Source organism: Aggregatibacter segnis ATCC 33393 (assembly GCF_900476035.1).
GTDB classification, from domain to species: Bacteria; Pseudomonadota; Gammaproteobacteria; order Enterobacterales; family Pasteurellaceae; genus Aggregatibacter; species Aggregatibacter segnis.
In genome coordinates this window covers 1872896-1891896 of record NZ_LS483443.1, presented here as the reverse complement: position 1 = coordinate 1891896, position 19001 = coordinate 1872896, and the positions used below count along the sequence as shown (strand labels likewise).

At 42.9% G+C, this 19001-nt stretch carries 18 protein-coding genes and 2 tRNA genes; 10 read left to right on the top strand and 10 right to left on the bottom strand.

What is annotated here, in order from left to right; genetic code table 11:
* Nucleotides 1–14 precede the first annotated feature (14 nt).
* Nucleotides 15–1049: an ABC transporter substrate-binding protein gene (locus DQN58_RS09195; RefSeq protein ID WP_006718951.1), complete on the bottom strand. Its 1035-nt coding sequence runs from the start codon at nt 1047–1049 to the stop codon at nt 15–17.
* Nucleotides 1050–1204: 155 nt separating this feature from the next.
* On the bottom strand, nt 1205–2245 hold the full coding sequence (locus tag DQN58_RS09190) for an ABC transporter substrate-binding protein (protein ID WP_006718948.1): 1041 nt from the start codon (nt 2243–2245) through the stop codon (nt 1205–1207).
* Nucleotides 2246–2508: 263 nt separating this feature from the next.
* Between DQN58_RS09190 and udk the strand changes: the two genes are divergently transcribed.
* Genes udk through DQN58_RS09165 form a run of 5 tightly spaced genes read left to right on the top strand, consistent with a single transcriptional unit; the run spans nt 2509 to nt 8029 of the window.
* Nucleotides 2509–3159 carry a uridine kinase gene (udk, locus tag DQN58_RS09185; RefSeq protein WP_006718946.1) on the top strand — a complete coding sequence of 217 codons (651 nt, stop codon included), beginning with the start codon at nt 2509–2511 and terminating at the stop codon, nt 3157–3159.
* A 9-nt stretch (nt 3160–3168) separates the two neighbouring features.
* Complete coding sequence (gene dcd, locus DQN58_RS09180) at nt 3169–3753, top strand: dCTP deaminase (RefSeq protein WP_006718945.1); 585 nt, start codon at nt 3169–3171, stop codon at nt 3751–3753.
* On the top strand, nt 3754–4956 hold the full coding sequence (locus tag DQN58_RS09175; RefSeq protein ID WP_006718943.1) for an AsmA-like C-terminal region-containing protein: 1203 nt from the start codon (nt 3754–3756) through the stop codon (nt 4954–4956).
* A 2-nt stretch (nt 4957–4958) separates the two neighbouring features.
* Nucleotides 4959–6149 carry a sugar transporter gene (locus tag DQN58_RS09170; RefSeq protein ID WP_006718941.1) on the top strand — a complete coding sequence of 397 codons (1191 nt, stop codon included), beginning with the start codon at nt 4959–4961 and terminating at the stop codon, nt 6147–6149.
* Between the two features lie 56 nt (nt 6150–6205).
* Nucleotides 6206–8029 carry a DUF4153 domain-containing protein gene (locus DQN58_RS09165; RefSeq protein ID WP_006718939.1) on the top strand — a complete coding sequence of 608 codons (1824 nt, stop codon included), beginning with the start codon at nt 6206–6208 and terminating at the stop codon, nt 8027–8029.
* A gap of 40 nt (nt 8030–8069) precedes the next feature.
* On the opposite strand, the gene der is transcribed toward DQN58_RS09165, so the two are convergent.
* Entirely contained in the window at nt 8070–9608 is a 1539-nt protein-coding gene (der, locus tag DQN58_RS09160) for a ribosome biogenesis GTPase Der (RefSeq protein ID WP_006718937.1), read from the bottom strand.
* Between the two features lie 285 nt (nt 9609–9893).
* On the opposite strand from der, the gene DQN58_RS09155 reads away from it, so the two are divergent.
* From DQN58_RS09155 to DQN58_RS09145, 3 genes are all read left to right on the top strand, one after another.
* Nucleotides 9894–10853 (top strand): DnaJ C-terminal domain-containing protein, encoded by a 960-nt coding sequence (locus DQN58_RS09155; protein WP_006718935.1) that lies wholly within the window; start codon nt 9894–9896, stop codon nt 10851–10853.
* A 22-nt stretch (nt 10854–10875) separates the two neighbouring features.
* Nucleotides 10876–11175 (top strand): chaperone modulator CbpM, encoded by a 300-nt coding sequence (locus DQN58_RS09150; protein ID WP_032998189.1) that lies wholly within the window; start codon nt 10876–10878, stop codon nt 11173–11175.
* A 103-nt stretch (nt 11176–11278) separates the two neighbouring features.
* Nucleotides 11279–11617, top strand: a complete 339-nt coding sequence (locus DQN58_RS09145) for a cupin domain-containing protein (RefSeq protein WP_006718932.1) — start codon at nt 11279–11281, stop codon at nt 11615–11617.
* Nucleotides 11618–11881: 264 nt separating this feature from the next.
* On the opposite strand, the gene DQN58_RS09140 is transcribed toward DQN58_RS09145, so the two are convergent.
* The 3 genes from DQN58_RS09140 to dnaQ all read right to left on the bottom strand — a co-directional run bounded on the left by DQN58_RS09140 (nt 11882) and on the right by dnaQ (nt 12909).
* Nucleotides 11882–11958: transfer RNA gene (locus DQN58_RS09140), tRNA-Asp, on the bottom strand.
* Nucleotides 11959–11977: 19 nt separating this feature from the next.
* A tRNA-Asp gene (locus DQN58_RS09135) sits at nt 11978–12054 on the bottom strand.
* A 93-nt stretch (nt 12055–12147) separates the two neighbouring features.
* Nucleotides 12148–12909, bottom strand: coding sequence for a DNA polymerase III subunit epsilon (gene dnaQ, locus DQN58_RS09130; protein ID WP_006718929.1), 762 nt, complete (start codon nt 12907–12909; stop codon nt 12148–12150).
* A 67-nt stretch (nt 12910–12976) separates the two neighbouring features.
* On the opposite strand from dnaQ, the gene rnhA reads away from it, so the two are divergent.
* Complete coding sequence (gene rnhA / locus DQN58_RS09125) at nt 12977–13444, top strand: ribonuclease HI (protein WP_006718927.1); 468 nt, start codon at nt 12977–12979, stop codon at nt 13442–13444.
* Between the two features lie 95 nt (nt 13445–13539).
* On the opposite strand, the gene aroA is transcribed toward rnhA, so the two are convergent.
* From aroA to serC, 3 genes are all read right to left on the bottom strand, one after another.
* Complete coding sequence (aroA, locus tag DQN58_RS09120; protein ID WP_006718926.1) at nt 13540–14850, bottom strand: 3-phosphoshikimate 1-carboxyvinyltransferase; 1311 nt, start codon at nt 14848–14850, stop codon at nt 13540–13542.
* A 10-nt stretch (nt 14851–14860) separates the two neighbouring features.
* On the bottom strand, nt 14861–15958 hold the full coding sequence (gene hisC / locus DQN58_RS09115; protein ID WP_006718924.1) for a histidinol-phosphate transaminase: 1098 nt from the start codon (nt 15956–15958) through the stop codon (nt 14861–14863).
* Between the two features lie 80 nt (nt 15959–16038).
* Nucleotides 16039–17121, bottom strand: a complete 1083-nt coding sequence (serC, locus tag DQN58_RS09110) for a 3-phosphoserine/phosphohydroxythreonine transaminase (RefSeq protein ID WP_006718923.1) — start codon at nt 17119–17121, stop codon at nt 16039–16041.
* A 197-nt stretch (nt 17122–17318) separates the two neighbouring features.
* Between serC and DQN58_RS09105 the strand changes: the two genes are divergently transcribed.
* On the top strand, nt 17319–17654 hold the full coding sequence (locus DQN58_RS09105) for a DUF496 family protein (RefSeq protein WP_006718920.1): 336 nt from the start codon (nt 17319–17321) through the stop codon (nt 17652–17654).
* Nucleotides 17655–17786: 132 nt separating this feature from the next.
* Here the strand turns inward: DQN58_RS09105 and DQN58_RS09100 are convergent, their stop codons facing one another.
* Complete coding sequence (locus DQN58_RS09100) at nt 17787–19001, bottom strand: aromatic amino acid transporter (RefSeq protein ID WP_006718918.1); 1215 nt, start codon at nt 18999–19001, stop codon at nt 17787–17789.

Genomic DNA, 19001 nt, shown 5'->3' with positions numbered 1-19001 from the left:
TAATTTCACTATGGTTATTTGGCTAATTTGACATCATCGACCCATTTGGTGATGAGGCGTTTACGTAAATCGGTGGCGCCGTATTTGTCAAAATCATAGTTAATCAGGTTAACGGATTTAAAATCTAACGCATAAGGCGATTGTTGTGCCGTGGTATTGGTTAAAATGGAATAGGCTTCGCCTTTTTGCCATGTTAATTCTTGCGCTTCTTTAGATAGTGCCCAATCCACGAAAAGTTTGGCATTTTCAAGATTGCGTGCGCCTTTGATCACGCTGACACCACCAATTTCATAGCCTGTACCTTCGCAAGGTACCACTAATTCAACCGGAGCACCTTTGGCTTTTTCTAACGAATATTCGTGTAAAAAGCCGATGCCGATTGCTGTTTCGCCACGGGCGGTATTGCGAGTTGCTGTGTTACCGGATTTGGTATATTGCGAAACGTTTTTGTTTAACGCTTTCAAGTATTTGAAGGCTTCCTCTTCGCCCCAAAGCTGAATATAAGTGGCTAATTGAGTATAGCCTGTACCGGAACTTTGCGGATCCGCCGCTTGAATTTCATTGCGATACATAGGATCAGCTAAATCTTTCCAACATTTTGGTATTGGCAAATTGAGTTTTTGTAAACGTTCAGGGTTCACACCAAAACCTAACACACCAAGATAGATAGCAGAGGAATAGTTGCCTTTCGTTTTAGCCGGATCACGGAATTGTTCAACAATTTGTGGCAGGTTTGGTGATTTATACGGTTCTAACAAGCCCATTTCACCCGCTTGGGAATGCGGATCCATTGTACCGCCATACCAAACGTCACCTTGAGGGTTATCTTTTTCCGCATCGATTTTGGCTAAGATAGTGCCCGTGCCGCCACGAATAAAACTGGTTTTTACATCATATTTTTTCTCGAATGCCATGGCTTCTTGCTCGCACATGGTGTTTTGCGCACTGCAATAAATAACCAAGCGACCTTTTGCCGCAGCATTGCCACTTAATAACATCCCACCGAGTACAACGCCTGAAAGAGCTAACGCAATTTTTGAGAGTTTCATTTCAACACTCCTGTGTTTTTGATTTCGAGGTAACGCACTTTTGTTGATGTGCGTTCTGATGATAGTGATAGGCTCGCGTCGTAATGACACGAGCCATCAATATAAGAAAAGTGCGGTGAGAAAAATACAAGAATTTTCGACCGCACTTTAGCGTGTTATTTCGCTAATTTAACGTCTTGAACCCATTTTTCAATTAAGGCTTTGCGTTGTTCGGCCGCGCCGTATTTTTCAAAGTCATAATTGATAAGGTTCAATTTGTTTGGATCAAATGCTGTTGGAGATTGTTCCGCCGTTGTGTTAGTTAAGATTTGTAAAGATTCACCTTGTTTCCATGCCAATTCTTGACCTTCTTTAGATAGCGCCCAATCCACGAATAATTTCGCGTTGTCGATATTGCGTGCACCTTTTAAGATGCTCACGCCACCTAATTCATAGCCGGTGCCTTCACATGGCACCACGAGTTCCAATGGTGCGCCATTGCGTTTTTCAAGTGCGTAATCGTGTAAGAAACCGATACCAACAACCGCTTCACCGCGAGCCGCGTTACGGGATGGGGTGACGCCGGATTTGGTGTATTGGGAAACGTTTGGATGTAAAGCTTTTAAGAAATCAAAGGCTTTGTCTTCGCCCCAAAGTTGTACGAACGTGGCAAGCGCAGTATAGGCTGTACCGGCACTTTGAGGGTCAGCAATTTGTACTTCGCCTTTCAAACGTGGATCCGTTAAGTCTTTCCAGCATTTCGGCACTTCTTTGATGCCTAATTTTTCCAGACGTTCTGTGTTCACGCCGAAACCTAAAATCCCCATGTAAATGGCGGATACATAGTTGCCTTTGGTTTTTGCCGGATCACGGAAACGTTCTACGATTTCATCAATGTGTTTAGATTTGTAAGGTTCGATTAAGCCTAATTCAGCCGCTTGTGCTTGTGGGTCGAATGTACCGCCGAACCACACGTCTGCTTGCGGGTTATTTTTTTCCGCTTCTACTTTGGCAAAGGTGCTGCCTGAGCCGTTACGAATAAAGGAGGTTTTGACATCATATTTTTCACCGAATGCCTTGGTGGTGGTTTCACATAAAATGTTCGTCGCACTACAATACACGACTAAACGACCTTTTGCCGTTGCAGCTTGTGATGCGAGTAATCCACCGGCTAAAAGTGCGGTTGAAATTGCAAGAGAAAGTGATTTTAGTTTCATGTTGTACCTCTTTATTGTTCATAAAATGAAAATGTAATATGAAATGCGCTCAAGCAAGTGCTTTCAAGATTTTCATGTTACATAAAATACCCCTCAATTAATGTGAGAAGTCTCACAAAACGAAGAATTTTATGAGCGAATATGTTGCGTAAAAAATTAGTTGTAGAAAAATTGTTTGTAAATGGATCTATTTATGTCAAAAAAACGCTTTTTTCTTTATAATTTCGCTAATTTATTTACTCAATGAGAGAAAGGGAAACGGTATGTCAGAGCATCAAGCATCATCTTGTATTATTATCGCCATTGCAGGCGCTTCGGCTTCAGGAAAAAGTTCTATTGCCTCTACGGTGCACAAAGAGCTTTGTCATGAATTAGGCTGTGAAGAAATCGGTATTATTGCAGAAGATAGTTATTACAAAGACCAAAGCCACTTAGAGATGTCTGAACGGGTCAAAACCAATTATGACCACCCAAATTCTATGGACCGTGATTTGCTCATTGCCCATTTGAAAGCCTTAAAAGCCGGCAACGCCGTTGATATTCCCGTGTATAGTTATGTGGAGCATACCCGAACCGATGAGGTGACCCATTTCACGCCAAAACGTATTGTGATTTTAGAGGGGATTTTATTACTCACAGACGAGCGTGTACGCCAGTTGGCAGATATTTCCGTATTTGTGGATACGCCGTTAGATATTTGCTTTATTCGTCGTTTACAGCGTGATATGGAAGAACGTGGTCGTACCCTTCAATCCGTCATTGATCAATATCGTGCCACCGTGCGCCCGATGTTCCTGCAATTTATCGAGCCTTCCAAACAACACGCCGATATTGTGATTCCGCGTGGTGGTAAAAATCGTATTGCCATCAATATGTTAAAAGCCCAAATTATGCAGCTATTAAGTAAAAAATAGGAACGGATCATGAGATTGTGTGATACTGACATTGAACGTTATTTAGACGAAGGTTTGATTTCTCTTAACCCGCGCCCGTCAAATGACAAGATTAACGGCGCTACTATTGATGTCCGCTTGGGTAATTCTTTCCGTGTGTTCCGTGAACATTCCGCACCTTACATTGATTTAAGCGGTCCGAAAGAAGAAGTGTCGGCGCAGTTGGAATTGGTGATGAGCGATGAAATTATTATCGGTGATGATGAAGCCTTCTTTTTACACCCCGGTGTGCTTGCTCTTGCCACCACTTTGGAATCGGTAAAACTGCCGGCCAATATTATCGGTTGGCTGGATGGACGTTCTTCTTTGGCGCGTTTAGGTTTAATGGTGCATGTGACCGCACATCGCATTGACCCGGGTTGGGAGGGCAAAATTGTGTTGGAATTTTACAATTCCGGCAAGCTGCCGTTGGCGTTGCGCCCAAATATGATTATTGGTGCATTGAGTTTTGAAGTGTTAAGTGGCCCAGCTGCACGCCCTTACAGCAGTCGCAAAGATGCTAAATATAAAAACCAGCAAAATGCTGTTGCCAGCCGTATTGACGAGGACAAATAAATGAAAAAGATCGCAATCATTACTTTGGTCGTGATATTGGCGATCTTTGCATTTTTTTATGTCCAAATTCAGAAGTTGGAAACCAAGGTCACCGCTAAACTGGCGCAACATGAAACCACTTTCCAAGAGTTTAATATTGGCGTTTTTCCGCAGCCTTATTTGGCTTTTGAAAGTGTTAAACACAACCAAATTAGCATTGAAAAACTGACAGGCAAATTTCCCTTATCGGCAATGTTTTTTGGTGATGTCAAATTGCAGGAAGTCGACATTCAAAATGTTAAGCTCTCTGAAAACGCGCAAAACTCGGCAAATATTCAAATGCGTTTCTCTGATTTTTCCCTTGATAACATTACTCCTGACAATATCGCGTTGAGTGGTGATAGTCAGATTGTGGTGGAATTAGCAAAACCACTGTACGGTAACAATAGAATTTTTAATTTTCGCTTTATCAAAGGCGGAATTGAGCGCAGTAATGAGAGAAAACTTGCAGCCTATTTTGATCATGTTGTTTTAAATGAAGAGAAGGTGGGCTTTGTTAAAACGGAGTTGGATTTATCCCAATACACCAAACATCTCACTGCAGATATTGATTCCGGCTGCCTACCGAATTTGCCTTGTACTGCGCACTTGGATTATGTAAGCGAGCCGGAACAAAGTGCGGTCGCTTTTTCCGCTAAAAATTATCCTATTGAACGTTTGTTGACGTGGCTGACTTTCCCGAAAACCATTACCGGTTCCGCCGATGTAGAGATTGCCGTGCAGTTTGCCCATTCTCAAATCATTAACGGTGAATTCTTTTTCGATGCTAAAAACGGCGAATTATTGGGTTTGAATCTGTTGGACTTAGCAGGACAGTATTTACCGATCAATTGGAATGACGCAGAACTTAAAGAGAAAGTCAGCTTAAACACCAAATATGACCAAGCAACCAGCCTTTTCCGACTCAATGGGCATCAACTGGATATTGAAAAAATGTCGTTAAAAACTACCGCTCTTTTAGGAGAGGGAACTGGTGTTGTAGATTTGCAATCAATGCAATGTAACGTTGATTTAAATCTGCATCCGACTGATGAAAAATATGCGGAGTTCACTTTGCCAATTCGTTTTTTTGATAGCTGCTATTCACCGCAATATGAAGTGCAATTTGATAAAAACTTGCGCAGTAAAATTAAAGATCTTATTAAACGTAAATTAAAACAATAACGATGGTTGCTTTAAGAATTGTTCGACGCCTCAAATTTTTCCGCGTCGTTTTGTTGGCTTTTGCCGCTTTTGTATTTAACACCACCGAGTTTTTACCGGTGGCTTTACTTTCAGACATTGCTCACAGTTTTCAAATCCCCGTGGCGCAAACCGGGCTGATGATTACCATTTATGCTTGGATTGTCTCTCTCATGTCGTTGCCGTTTATGTTGATGACGGCAAAATTAGAACGGCGTAGCCTGTTAATTAAATTATTCATTATTTTTGTTGCCAGCCATATTTTGTCGGTATTGGCGTGGGATTTTTGGGTGTTGTTGCTTTCCCGTATCGGCATTGCGTTTACTCACGCAATTTTCTGGTCGATTACCACATCCTTGGCTGTGCGTGTGGCGCCGAAAGACAAAAAAGCACAGGCCATCGGGCTATTGGCGATGGGCAGTGCGTTGGCGATGGTGTTAGGTTTGCCGCTCGGACGGGTTATCGGACAGTTTTTAGGTTGGCGAGAAGCCTTTGGCATTATTGCTTTTCTTGCGTTTTGTATCCTCTTATTGCTTTATCGATTCCTACCGCACTTGGCTAGTCGCAACGCCGGTTCACTAAGTAGCGTGCCTTCTTTATTTAAGCGCCCGTTATTAGTGGGATTCTATGCATTAACTATACTTATTATCTCAGCGCATTTTACCGCTTATAGTTATATTGAGCCCTTCATCATTCGCGTTGGAGGAATGAGTGATGGTGTGGCTACCGCAATTTTATTGATTTTTGGGTTGTCAGGGGTAACCGCAAGCCTTCTCTTTAACCGCTTTCACCGTTTTGCGCCGGCCAAATTCTTGTTGACGTCTATGGCTATTTTAGTATTTTCTTTGATTTTGTTATTACCATTCAGTCATAGCGAATTTTCCATGTATTTACTGGCATTCGTATGGGGTGTTGGTATTTCGGGCATTGGACTGAGTTTGCAGGTGCGAGTACTACAACTGGCACCGGATGCGACGGATGTAGCCATGGCCATTTATTCGGGGCTATACAATATTGGTATAGGAGGAGGCGCGTTGTTTGGTAATCAAGTGATGCAACATTTTGGTTTAGCCAATATCGGTTTTTCCGGAGCGGCCTTTGCAGCGATGGGGCTACTGCTGTTTATTTATATTCATTTTCGCTATGGAAAAGCCAATAGCGGAAATAATCTCTAATTCGCTATGGAAAAGCCAATAGCGGAAATAATCTCTAATAAAAAGAAGGAAATTTTATGAAAAAATGGCTCTTGCAATTTGTTCAACTTGCGAAACAAGCCTTGGTTCGACACCCGGTTGAGCTTTTATTGGTGGCAATTTGTGGTGCAATCCCGATTTTTGCCCCTGAACCCAAGGCGATGATGGAGCGTTATGCCGACTTTTTGCTATGGGCGCCAATGGCGTTTATGTTGGTTAATTTGACCCATGGAAATAAATATTATCGTTTGAGTATTTTTATTCCTATCGCGTTTGGAGTGTTGGCGACATTGGTTGATCTTAACGATTTCACACAAAGTGCGCGTTTCGGTATTTTAAACCTTGCCGTATTAGTAATTTTCTTGTGTAAAAACGTGGCAAAAAACAACCGCACTTTTATGAGTATCTTGCTCAATAATATGCTCAATGCTGTGATTGCCACATTGTTTGCGCTGATCATCGGTGGAATAGGCAACGGATTGGCAGCAGCCATTCAAGCATTATTCCATGTGGATATGTATGCCTTGTCGATGTATTCTCGGATTTGGTTAGTGACGTGGTGGTGGATTTTCCCACTGGCATATTTAAGTTTGTCGCAACGAGAAAATCTCTTTAGCGGGCGTTTTAATGAATTAAGCAAGATTCTGCTAAACTGGATTTTATCCCCTGCGTTGGTGATTTATACTCTGATTATTTACGCTTATGCAGTGTCGATTTTGATCCAAGGTAAAATGCCGGAAGGCATGATCGCCAATGTGGCATTTCCTTATTTGATGATTGGCATTGTGCTTTATACCTTGCAAATCCTGTTGGATAACGAAAAATGGCAGAAGTTTTATCGTCTGTTGCCGTGGCTCAATTTATTGCCGTTGGTGATGTTGTGGTATGCCATGTCTATTCGCATTCAGTATTATGGCTTGACCCAAGATCGCGTGTATTTACTCATGGGGGCTATGATTCTTGTATTATGGAACTTCATTTTGCTCGTGCCGAAAATCAGACAATATCGTCTTCTTGCCGGCGTGCTGTTGCTAGCGTTATTAAGTAATGTTTTTGTGATTGACGCAAACCAAATCGCTTACCAAGATCAATTGGCTCGTTTTGATAATTTTGTAAAAACTCAACAATTATTAGATAGCAATGGCAAATTAACTGAAGAGCACATTAAACAATGGACAGCGACTCGAGGAAATGATGCTAAATTGTCTGACGAATTTAGCAATAGAACCTATGCTGTGTTATTAGGGGCAGATAAACAATGGGTTGAGGAATTTAAACAGCATTATGGTATACCGAAAGAAAAATCGCTTTATGAATGGTTGCCTGAATCAAATGGTTATCAAGAGGAATTAGTGCCTTATTTTGAGATTGAAAATAAACAAGAGCAGTTTATGGATATTCAGAATTACAACCGTTTCCTGTGGCTTAATGGCGAAGTAGCAGATCGTCGATTTACCATTAGTGAGCTTAATTCAAAAGAAGAGGATTGTCAGATTGGATTGGAAGCGGTTTTAGATTCGCACGGCAAATTAAATGGTGCTTATGTCAAATGCGGAGATTTCTTGCGCAACAATAACCCGCCGGATTTTTTGTTAAAAATACAACGAAAAGAGGGTGGAGAATACGTTACATGGAATCTTGATGCCTATTTGCGTGATTTGTTTGCCCGACACAATTTGGATATTCACAAAAAATACACTAAAAATGAGTTGGCCATCTTAACAAAAGACGCCAAACCTTATGTGGTGCTAGGTGACGTAGTGGTCTTTTTTGATTATTTAACTATTGAATATGACGAAAGAGGTGACTACAAAGGTTATGCCGCACAACGGCTATCCATTAACGGCGTATTCTATAAATAGAAGATAAAAAAGTGCGGTGATTTTTCACCGCACTTTTTGTTTATCGTTTTGCTTTCTTAATAAACTTCATCAAACGTTTACGTTTACGTAATTGATTCGGCGTGAGTTTATTTCGTTTGCCGGCAAATGGGTTGTTCCCCTCTTGGAATTGCAGACGAATCGGCGAGCCGATAATTTTCAGACTACGGCGGAAATGGTTGGATAAATAACGTTTGTAAGAATCCGGTAGTTTATCCACTTGGTTACCATGAATCACAATGATTGGCGGATTGTAGCCACCCGGGTGGGCATATTTCAGTTTCACGCGGCGACCGCTAACCATCGGTGGCTGATGCTCATCCACTGCAATTTGCAGAATGCGGGTAAGCATGGATGTGGTCATTTTCTGCGTGGCGCATTCATAAGCTTCTTTGACAGATTCAAATAAATTGCCGACACCGCTGCCATGCAAGGCTGAAATAAAATGTACGCGGGCAAAGTCAATAAAATCCAAACGGCGATCAAGTTCCGATTTCACGCGATCTTTCACCTCTTGATTCAATCCGTCCCATTTATTCACCACGATAACCAAGGAACGGCCGGAATTTAAGATAAAGCCAAGCAGTGATAAATCTTGGTCGGAAATATTTTCCCGGGCATCAATGGTGAGCAACACCACATTGGCGTCTTGAATGGCTTGTAGCGTTTTGATGACGGAGAATTTTTCTACCGCTAAATGCACTTTACCGCGTTTGCGTACTCCCGCCGTGTCGATTAACGTGTAATTTTGTCCATCGCGTTCCATTGGAATGTAAATACTGTCGCGGGTGGTGCCTGGCATATCGTAAACCACCACGCGATCTTCACCTAAAATGCGGTTAGTCAAAGTGGATTTGCCGACGTTCGGGCGACCCACAATGGCGATTTTAATGTTTTGGTTATCCGGCGTTTGTTCTTGCGCCAGTTCTTCATCTAAAAGTGCGGTGTCTTCTTCGTTTGAAAAATCGAAATCTTCGTCCCATTCGTCAAATTCAGCGACCTCGGAAGAAACATCTGTGATTTCGACCGCACTTTCTTCTGTTTTTTCTGCTTCTGCCATTTGTTCTGCTAATGGGGTAAGCACTTGTTCCATTAAGCTGGCGATACCACGGCCTTGAGAAGCCGCAATTTGGGCGATTTCACCTAAGCCTAATTGATAAAACTCGGCACAGTGGGAGTCAGCGTCAATGCCGTCCACTTTGTTGGCAACCACCACGGTGGTTTTGTTTTGACGTTGGCGCAAATAGTTTGCAATGCCGATATCCGCTGACGTTAAGCCGGCACGGGCATCTACTAAGAATAAAACGATGTCTGCTTCTTCAATGGCAAGCAACGATTGCTCCGCCATTTTTTCTTCTACGCCTTCTTCCGTGCCGTCGATACCGCCGGTGTCAATGACAATAAAATCATATCCGGCAAGATGCGCTTGGCCATATTTACGGTCGCGCGTCAGACCAGGAAAATCAGCGACTAAAGCATCACGGGTACGGGTTAGGCGATTGAATAAGGTGGATTTGCCCACGTTTGGACGACCCACCAAGGCAACTACGGGAGTTGTCATAAAAACCTCTTATAAATGAATGTGCCACGGGATCATTGATATCGGCACTTGAAAAATGGCTGGCATTATAGCGGATTTTGGCAGTGATGAGAAATGACAAGGGTTGGACGAAACAATTTATTTCTAAAAATCACTTTAAAATTTTTGCGTTGGTATTATATTAAAATAGACGAAAATTTGTACTGTTCATCTTCACGATTCATCAAGTTACCCTAAGCTGCTCAGAATTTAGCGAAAAATTAAACCGAATAATATGATTTAAAAATTAAAGAAATAAGGATAACTATGGCAAAAAGAAATTATTACGAGATATTGGGCGTAGATAAAAACGCCGATCTCGACACAATAAAAAAAGCGTACCGCAAATTGGTGCGCAAATATCACCCGGATGTTAGCAAAGAACCTGATGCGGTGCAGAAAACTGCCGAAGTGAATGAAGCTTATGAAACACTGAAAGACACACAAAAACGGACAGAATATGATGAAATGTTGGCTAATCCATTTGACGGTACAAGCCAAACGCGAGGCAACCCATTTGAGGGGGCTTACGGCGACACCAATGGTTTCCGTCATTATGAATTCCATTCCGGTGATGATGAGCCATTCGGGCAAGGAGATTTTCATTTCGAAGATTTATTCTCTGCCTTTGGGCGTCGAGGACAACAATCACATACTCGCCAAACAGGGCCAATGAAAGGCGAAGATCAGCATGCTGAGCTCAGTATTGATATTGCCGCCGCTTATGACGGCACTGAGCGTTCTGTGACTCTAAATGTGCCGACTATTGATGAATATGGCAGAATTACTCAACAAAACAAAACATTAAACGTAAAAATTCCGAAAGGTATTACGGAAGGACAACAAATCCGTTTGGCGCGCCAAGGTTTGCCGGGCATTAATGGAGGAGAAAACGGTGATTTATATTTGAAAATTCGCTTCCATGAACGCCCCGATCTTTATGTGAAAAATAAAAAAGACGTTTGTCAAACTATCGATGTATTCCCATGGCTGGCGGCATTGGGTGGCAAAATTCAGGTTGTAACCCTTGGCGGACGTCTGCAACTCAACTTGCCGGCTAACAGCCAAAATGGCAAAAGCATTCGTTTGAAAGGCAAAGGTATTCCGGCTAAAGAACCGGGTGATTTATATTTGAATATTCGCATTTTGGTGCCACCGGTTGAGGATGACGCCGGCCGTGCCGCATGGGAGCAAATTGCTACACATTTCGCCAGCAAACAGGCATAAAATAGAACAAGGAATTGAAATGATGAATCAAGATATTGATATCAAATTGAGCTTTAATGAAATGTTGAAAGTCTGTTCTGATGATCGTCAGTGGTTACTGGAACTGATTGAAGAAGGCGTGATTTCAGTGGATGGGCGACCCGAGCAGGCGATTTTCAGCGGTTTCCAAATGGCCCGCGTGCGTCAGGCTTGCCGTTTGCGGCATGATTTTGATGCCAGTGTACCTGCGCTAAGTTTGATTATGCGTCTATTGGACGAAGTAGAAGAATTACGTAAACAGAATCGTCCTTTTTCCTTACTGGATGAGGTGAAAATAGGCTAAAAGTGCAGCCATTTTTGATGATATCTTTATGTTGTTAATGAAATAATTTACCCGTATGTGATGTGTAGATTTTATTGTTAGAAACTTGAAAAGGAGAAATGCTATGTTAAAAAACATTGAAAAAGCCACAGTACTAAAACTTAATGATCTATTGACATATCAGGACGGACAGGTCATCAGTAAAACCTTCTCGCAAAATCCGGCGGTGGGATTGACTATGTTTTGTTTACCGAAAGGCGAAGAAATCAGTGCGCATAAATCACGTGGTGATGCTTTAGTTACTATACTGGAAGGCAAGGCCCGAATTACGATTGACACCACTGATTATGATGTCAATGCCGGCGAAAGTATTGTCCTTCCGGCGGACATTCCTCATGCGCTATATGCATTGGAAAATTTTAAAATGTTTTTGACTGTGGTATTTCCGAAAGAAGGAAGATAGTTAGAAGAGAAAGGAGGCGCTTGGGGAAAGCGCCTTTATTTTTATGTTTTGAATAGTTGCGCATTTGCTAGAATTAAGAAAGGTAGTTTAGTGAAAAAGTGTTCATTACTTATGCGATATAGAAACTCGTTACACATGACAAAAAGTAGTGAGGAACAATAAAAAATAAATTTCTGGCATCATTTTATTCTTTATATGACGAAGAGAATGTACTTTTAAAGATGAGTACGAGAGGAATAATGTAACTGATGAACTTCAAAGAAGTGGCGGAACGGACGGGACTCGAACCCGCGACCCCCTGCGTGACAGGCAGGTATTCTAACCAGCTGAACTACCGCTCCGAATTAGAATAGATAAAATTGGCGGAATGGACGGGACTCGAACCCGCGACCCCCTGCGTGACAGGCAGGTATTCTAACCAGCTGAACTACCACTCCGCACAGGTGAGGTGCATAATAATGGCGACGGAGCATTCCGTCAACTTTTTTTTTCTCTTTTGGGCTCACTTGTTTAATCGGTGAACGATTTGTTTAGTGCAAGGTTTCTTCTTGAGATTGGCGCGTCCACAAGCAATTATCTTTGCTTTTTTTATTGATTAATTTGAGGTATTCCAAATGCGCTTGCAGCTCCTCTTCAGTGGGGGTAAGTAAGCGTAAATTGTGTGAAAAAGCCACCGCACTTTGTATTTGCTGTTCGTTAACCTGTTGAATAATCTCCGATTCGTTTTCATCAAAAAGGCTGGTTTGCCCGCCGGTCATGGCAAGGTAAACGTCTGCTAGAATTTCCGCATCCAGTAACGCGCCGTGCAAGGTTCGTTTACTGTTATCAATGCCTAAACGGCTACATAGTGCATCCAAGTTATTTTTTTTGCCCGGATACATTTGACGCGCCATCGTGAGCGTATCAGTCACTTGGCAAATATCGTTGGTTTTTATCGGTAAGTTGAGTTTGGCAAATTCATAATCCATGAATCCCACGTCGAAGGGGGCGTTGTGAATTAACAACTCTGCACCTTTAATATACTCAATAAATTCATTGGCAATTTGACTGAAATCCGGTTTATCCGCAAGCATTTCATCGGTGATGCCGTGTACTTTAATTGCTTCAGGGTCAACGGGGCGATTGGGTTTGATGTAAATGTGAAAATTATTGCCGGTGTAGCGACGATTGATCATTTCCACCGCACCGATTTCAATAATGCAATGACCTTCATAATGGGCGCCCAGCTGGTTCATACCGGTGGTTTCCGTATCCAGTACAATCTGGCGATTTGGATTAATTTGAATACTCATAACTTGACTTTTTATCCGCAAAAATTTCGGGTATTATCGCCCCATTTAAAATAAATTAGTAGTCAATATGCGCAAACAAATTGAAATTTTTACCGATGGATCTTGCCTTGGCAATCCCGGCCCGGGTGGCATTGGCATCCTATTACGTTATAAACAACATGAAAAACAGTTGTCCAAAGGTTTCTTGTTAACGACCAATAATCGCATGGAATTGTTGGCTGTGGTGGAAGCGTTAAATAGCTTGAAAGAACCTTGCGACATCCATTTATATAGCGATAGTCAATACATGAAAAATGGCATTACACAATGGATATTCAATTGGAAGAAAAACAATTGGAAGGCGAGTAGTGGCAAACCGGTCAAAAATCAAGACTTATGGATCGCGTTAGATCAGGCTATTGCCCGGCATCATGTGGATTGGCGCTGGGTAAAAGGGCACGCGGGACATCGTGAAAATGAAATTTGCGATCAACTGGCAAAGCAAGGCGCCGAAAATCCGACATTTAATGATGAGGGCTATCAGCCGGAAGCGTAAATCTTCTTAAAAATAGACCGCACTTTATACGATGAAATATAAAGTGCGGTTTGTTTTTTATGCGTTTTTCATTTTTTGTTGTTATTACCGCGAAATTAGTGTGCGATGGCTAAAAATTCCTCAAAAAACGTTGGGAACGTTTTTGCCGTACAGTCCGGATCCAAAATGGTGATGGGCGTGTCGGATAACGCCACCAAGGCGAAACACATTGCTATGCGGTGATCGTTATAGGTTTCGATTTCTGCGGCCTTAAAATCTGTTAATTTTAAGGGTTGAATACGAATAAAATCCTCGCCTTCTTCCACGTCAGCGCCCACTTTGCGTAGTTCGGTTGCCATGGCGGTTAGGCGATCGGTTTCTTTCACTCGCCAGTTATAAATGTTACGAATCACGGTTTCCCCTTCGGCAAACAACGCGGTCGTGGCAATGGTCATGGCCGCATCAGGAATATGGTTCATGTCCATATCCACGCCGTGTAACGGAGCTTGTTCCGCTTCAATGAAATCCTCGCCCCAGGTGATTTTTGCCCCCATTTTTTCTAACACATCCGCAAATAAACGGTCGCCTTGGATACTGTTTTTGCCGATGCCCGTGACTTTCACTTTGCCTTTAATGGCACCTGCCGCCAAGAAATAGGACGCCGAGGAGGCATCACCTTCCACCAAAAAGGTGCCGGGGGATTGGTAAGATTGTTTGCCTTTCACGAGAAAACGTTGATAGTTTTGATTTTCAACTTCCACGCCGAAGATTTTCATCATGTTAAGGGTGATGTCGATGTAGGGTTTGGAAACTAATTCACCAATAATTTCAATTTCACTGTCGCCTTCTGCAAGGGGGGCTGCCATTAAAAGTGCGGTCAAAAATTGTGATGAAATGGAGCCGTCGATTTTAATCGTGCCACCACGCAAACCGGTGTTACGAATGGCAATTGGCGGATAGCCCTCGTTTTCTAAATAACGAATGTCTGCGCCTGCCTGCAACAATGCATCTACTAAGTGCTGAATCGGGCGCTCTTTCATGCGCGGTTCGCCGGTTAATATCACTTCATTTTGTGGGGAAGCGCCTTCACGCGCTAAACAAAGTGCTGCTGCCAACGGACGCATGGCGGTGCCGGCATTGCCTAAAAATAACGCTAAGCCGTCATGCCATTGAAAGGCGCCACCTAAGCCCTGTACCTCGCAGATGGATTTATCGTCAGATAGCGAATATTGCACGCCGAGGTGTTTTAAGGCGTTAAGCATGTGGCGGATATCGTCGCTGTCTAGCAAATTAGTGACGTTAGTCGTGCCGTGCGCTAATGCTGCCAACAATAAGGCGCGGTTGGACAGGCTTTTCGAACCGGGTAGGTTGATCGTGCCTTCCACATGGTGGATAGGGTTAAGGGTAATGGAAGTGGCGTGTTGCATAAATCGTCCGTTATAAGCCCAAAATGTCGCTAAGTTCGGTTAAAAAACGCTGATTTTCTTCCGGCAAGCCGATGCTGATACGCAAATGGTTCGGCAATCCGTAACCGGCAAGCGGACGTACGATGACGCCTTTGCGTAACAGTGCTTGATAAATCGGTGCGGCAGGTTGCTGCAAATCCAACATCACGAAGTTGCCCTTGGACGGCACATAACGCAAGCCTTTTTCATCAAAGAAGTTTTGCAATAATTGCAAGCCGATTCGATTATTTTCCGCCACTTTGGCGACAAATTCATCGTCTTGAATGGCAGCAGTTGCTGCGGCAAGGGCAAGACTGTTGCAGTTAAAGGGTTGGCGTACACGATTTAACAAGCCCGCAATTTCTGTTGAGGAAATGGCGTAACCGATGCGCAAACCGGCTAAGCCGTAGGCTTTGGATAGGGTGCGGCACACGATCAGGTTCGGATATTTTGCCAACAAGCCGAAAGAATCCACGCGTTCATTCGGTTCGGTAAATTCCACATAGGCTTCATCCAACGCGACAATCACTTGCGGTGGCACTTGGGCTAAAAAGTCGGCAATTTCCACCGCACTTGAGAAACTACCCGTTGGGTTATTGGGATTAGCGATGTAGATTAATTTGGTGTTGGGCGTGATCGCTTTCAGAAAAGCAGGCAAATCGTTGCCATAATTTTTCGCCGGAATTTCTACCCGTCTGGCATTCAAGGCTTGACTAATTAATGGGTAAACAATGAAGCCATATTGGGAATAAATCACTTCGTCTTGCTCAGAAGCAAAAGTATGCGCAATGAGTTCGATTAAATCGTTGGAGCCGTTACCAAGCGTGATTTGTTCAGGCTGTAAGCCGAATTTTTTGGCTACCGCTTGTTTGAAATAAAATCCGTTGGAATCAGGGTAAAGATGAAGATTGTCTAATTGTGCCTGAATCGCTTTTTTAGCACTGGGCGGTAAACCGAACGGATTTTCGTTCGAAGCGAGTTTGATGATATTTTTAATGCCTAATTCACGTTCTAATTCTTCAATGGGCTTGCCGGCTTGGTAAGGTGAAAGTGCTTTTACGCCCGCATTGGCACGATCAAGATATTGCATAAGATGCTCCGAGTAAGAATGAAAGGAAAGAAAAGTGCGGTAGATTTTTACGATAAGTTTCGACCGCACTTTTAAGAGGGCTATGCGTTTTCTTTGGCAAATTTTTGCATGAATTGGATCAATGCTTGTACCCCTTCAATCGGCATGGCGTTATAAATAGACGCGCGCATACCGCCTAACACTTTGTGTCCTTTTAACGCTTGTAATCCTGCTGCGGTGGCTTCTGCAACGAATTTTGCATTCAATTCGTCATTGCCCGTGGTGAAGGTCACGTTCATTAAAGAGCGGTTGGCTTTTGCCACGTTATTTTGGTAGAAATCGCTACCGTCTAAATAATCGTAAAGCAATTTAGCTTTGGCAAGGTTACGTTGTTCGATTTCCGGCAAACCACCGATAGACAATAAATGTTTGAACACTAAAGCACATAAATACCACGCGAACGTTGGTGGCGTATTGATCATGGAATCGCTGTTTTTCTGTGTTTCATAATTCCAAATCGATGGTGTGGCTTTGCGTGCTTTGCCAATTAAATCATCACGCACGATAACAATGGTGATCCCTGCCGGGCCAAGGTTTTTTTGCGCGCCGGCGTAAATTAAACCGAATTTGCTGATATCTATTTTGCGGGAAAGAATGGTAGAGGATAAGTCGCCCACTAATACGGCGTTGCCGACGTTCGGCACATCAAAAATTTCCACGCCACTAATGGTTTCGTTCGGGCAGTAGTGAACGTAATCGTATTGTTCGGCAATATCGCTAAAATCGAGAGATTTGACTTTGAGTTCATCGCCTGCTTCTAAAATGTTGATTTCATCAATTTCACCGAAAGAACGGGCTTCTTTCGCTGCGGTAGCAGACCAGTGTCCGCTGTTTAAATACAACGCTTTGCCGTTTTCACGCAATAAATTCATTGGAATGGCGGCAAATTGACCGCGCGCGCCGCCTTGTAAAAATAGTACTTGGTAGTTTTCAGGAATGTTATAGAGTTTACGAAAATCCGCTTGGGATTGGGCGATTAATTCCATGAACAATTTGCCGCGGTGGCTCACTTCCATGACGGAGGTGCCTTGGCCTTGCCAATTTAATAATTCTTGTTGTGCTTGTTCTAAAACTGCTTTAGGCATCATTGCCGGACCGGCACTGAAATTAAATACGTTTGCCATGGGATTTCCTCTGATTTAGTGAAAAATTTACTTCAGTTTTATCACCTCACCGTTTTCTAATCAATGATTTTTACGGAAATTTTTTGAATTTATCGGGAGGGGAAATAATCCCCTTTTAAAACGGGGAATTTTTTGACGAAATCCACAAAAAAGGCTACATTATCGCCAATTCATTTTTACTATAAGGGAGCAAATCAATGGAAAACGTCAACAAGTCTTTTCAGGATGTTTTGGAGTATGTGCGTATGTATCGCTTGAAAAATAAACTATTACGCGATATGGACGATAACAATCGTAAGATTCGTGATAATCAAAAACGGGTGCTGTTGCTAGAAAACTTAGATCAATATATTCGTGATGATATGTCGATTCGAGATGTACGTACTATTATTGAAAGCATGCGGGATGATTACGAAAATCGTGTTGACGACTACATTATTCGCAACGCCGAATTATCTAAACAACGCCGCGAAATCAGTAGCAAAATGAAAAATCAAATTAATCCTCCCTGTGAATTTGCTAAAAAATCGTAAACCTTACTATTTAATTCAAAGAAACGCTGACTGAGTTCAGCGTTTTTTGTTGGTTTTATCGAGAAAACAAGATAAAAAACAGACCGCACTTTAATTTCAAAAGTTAAAGTGCGGTCTTTTTTTTAGGTGTTTTTAACCCACGACAAACGGCAGATAGCCGGCGCGGATAGCGAATGGGATAGAGGTAATGACCACGCCAAGGACTAAAACAATGAGTAGCGTGGCTTTACCGCCCCACACCTTATATGGCAAATTCGGGTGAATGCGGCGCGCTTTCCATACCAGCGAAACCGGAAGAACGACGGCGTAGAACGCAAACATTTGACCGGCATAGCCTAACGCTAAAATGAAGCCTTGTGGGTAGAATAAGGCGAAGACGATTGGTGGGATGAACGTCATTAATCCCAAGGAAAAACGCCCAGCATTAATATTAAAAGAACGTTTTAATAAGTCTTCAATACATTCTAGTAAGCCAAGCCCTACACCCAAGAATGAGGTGATTAACGCCAAGGTGGAGAAAATTTTTACGGCATTTGCCATCATACTGCTTTGTGTAATGGTTAACGTGGCAGTCACTAAGCCGTTCAGCGTGGCATCTTGTTGCAAGATTTGTAGAAACTCATTTTGTGTGAGCAAACCATGGGTGGAGAGTTGCCATAAAATGTAGGCGAATAAGGTGATACCGGAACCCACTAAAATGGATATACGCAAGGCTTTGACGTTGCCGCCGAGGTATTTGTTTAAGCTTGGAATAGATCCGTGGAAACCAAACGCGGTGAAAAATACCGGGCTGGCGGAAATGATCAGCGCATTATCAATGGGCATCGCCATCAAGTTGTCGAGTTTAATTTCCGGCAACATCAAACTTAACACCATCACGAATGTGGCAATCATCACAAAGAACAACACACGGTTAATTTTATCTACGCTGTGCGTACCGATAATGATAAACGCGCCAAAGAAAAGGGTGAAAATCAATACGGCGACTTTGCCGGTGGTATCACGATTAACGATGATTGGTAGCGTATCGGTCAACAAAGAACCGCCACCGCTGATGTAGGCGGCAATGAGTGCGTACAAAAAGACAATTAATACGGCGGTGGAAACAATCCGTCCCGCGTGACCGAAATATTGCTCTGCCAGCGTGCCGATGCCGGCGTCACTTGGTGCGGTTTGGTAAAGCTCAACGAACAGCAACGCACTGAAGGTTAAAAGCGCCCAAAGCCCGAGCAGAAGAAATAAGGTAGCGCCAAAGCCAATGCCGGCGGAGGTTAACGGCATGGCTAACATGCCTGCGCCAATCATGGTACCAGCCACAAGCAGCGTACTTCCCACTGTTTTATTCAT

Bases quoted from the DNA above. Each gene is read 5' to 3' on its own strand.
- DQN58_RS09195 (WP_006718951.1), bottom strand. From the start codon at position 1,049: ATGAAACTCTCAAAAATTGCGTTAGCTCTTTCAGGCGTTGTACTCGGT.
- DQN58_RS09190 (WP_006718948.1), bottom strand. From the start codon at position 2,245: ATGAAACTAAAATCACTTTCTCTTGCAATTTCAACCGCACTTTTAGCC.
- udk (WP_006718946.1), top strand. From the start codon at position 2,509: ATGTCAGAGCATCAAGCATCATCTTGTATTATTATCGCCATTGCAGGC.
- dcd (WP_006718945.1), top strand. From the start codon at position 3,169: ATGAGATTGTGTGATACTGACATTGAACGTTATTTAGACGAAGGTTTG.
- DQN58_RS09175 (WP_006718943.1), top strand. From the start codon at position 3,754: ATGAAAAAGATCGCAATCATTACTTTGGTCGTGATATTGGCGATCTTT.
- DQN58_RS09170 (WP_006718941.1), top strand. From the start codon at position 4,959: ATGGTTGCTTTAAGAATTGTTCGACGCCTCAAATTTTTCCGCGTCGTT.
- DQN58_RS09165 (WP_006718939.1), top strand. From the start codon at position 6,206: ATGAAAAAATGGCTCTTGCAATTTGTTCAACTTGCGAAACAAGCCTTG.
- der (WP_006718937.1), bottom strand. From the start codon at position 9,608: ATGACAACTCCCGTAGTTGCCTTGGTGGGTCGTCCAAACGTGGGCAAA.
- DQN58_RS09155 (WP_006718935.1), top strand. From the start codon at position 9,894: ATGGCAAAAAGAAATTATTACGAGATATTGGGCGTAGATAAAAACGCC.
- DQN58_RS09150 (WP_032998189.1), top strand. From the start codon at position 10,876: ATGAATCAAGATATTGATATCAAATTGAGCTTTAATGAAATGTTGAAA.
- DQN58_RS09145 (WP_006718932.1), top strand. From the start codon at position 11,279: ATGTTAAAAAACATTGAAAAAGCCACAGTACTAAAACTTAATGATCTA.
- dnaQ (WP_006718929.1), bottom strand. From the start codon at position 12,909: ATGAGTATTCAAATTAATCCAAATCGCCAGATTGTACTGGATACGGAA.
- rnhA (WP_006718927.1), top strand. From the start codon at position 12,977: ATGCGCAAACAAATTGAAATTTTTACCGATGGATCTTGCCTTGGCAAT.
- aroA (WP_006718926.1), bottom strand. From the start codon at position 14,850: ATGCAACACGCCACTTCCATTACCCTTAACCCTATCCACCATGTGGAA.
- hisC (WP_006718924.1), bottom strand. From the start codon at position 15,958: ATGCAATATCTTGATCGTGCCAATGCGGGCGTAAAAGCACTTTCACCT.
- serC (WP_006718923.1), bottom strand. From the start codon at position 17,121: ATGGCAAACGTATTTAATTTCAGTGCCGGTCCGGCAATGATGCCTAAA.
- DQN58_RS09105 (WP_006718920.1), top strand. From the start codon at position 17,319: ATGGAAAACGTCAACAAGTCTTTTCAGGATGTTTTGGAGTATGTGCGT.
- DQN58_RS09100 (WP_006718918.1), bottom strand. From the start codon at position 19,001: ATGAATAAAACAGTGGGAAGTACGCTGCTTGTGGCTGGTACCATGATT.